The sequence below is a fragment of the Larkinella sp. C7 genome (assembly GCF_006149005.1).
Taxonomy (GTDB): domain Bacteria; phylum Bacteroidota; class Bacteroidia; order Cytophagales; family Spirosomataceae; genus Larkinella.
Map to the genome: position 1 here is coordinate 1 of NZ_VBSL01000240.1, position 347 is coordinate 347.

Annotated in this window: 1 protein-coding gene; it reads right to left on the reverse strand. The window is 48.1% G+C overall.

Going from position 1 to position 347, the window contains the following annotated elements:
• Positions 1-152 precede the first annotated feature (152 nt).
• Positions 153-347: hypothetical protein (locus FH871_RS35260; protein ID WP_212768425.1), on the reverse strand; the 195-nt coding region annotated here is incomplete at its 5' end.

The following is a 347-nucleotide window of genomic DNA, read 5'->3' on the forward strand; positions in this document are numbered from 1 at the left end:
AAGACTAGAATAAAAGCAAAAATAGGAGGTATCCACATGAAATACGCAACTAAGAAAGATTTCGACCAGGCCAACGCTTTTGGCCTAGGTGACAGCAATGAGGCTTATGCCCAATTCTTCATCGGCCAATCGGCCAATCCTACCTCAAAAATCTAGGAGCGACTTCTGATGGTCAGCTGGCCTTCCACAATGTTACTTTTGAACCTGCTTGTCGCAACAACTGGCATGTCCACAAAGCAACTAAGGGCGGTGGGCAGGTCCTCATCTGTACCGCCGGTGAAGGCTGGTACCAGGAAGAAGGCAAGGATCCTGTCGAACTCAAGGAAGGTTCTTTGGTTATCATTCCG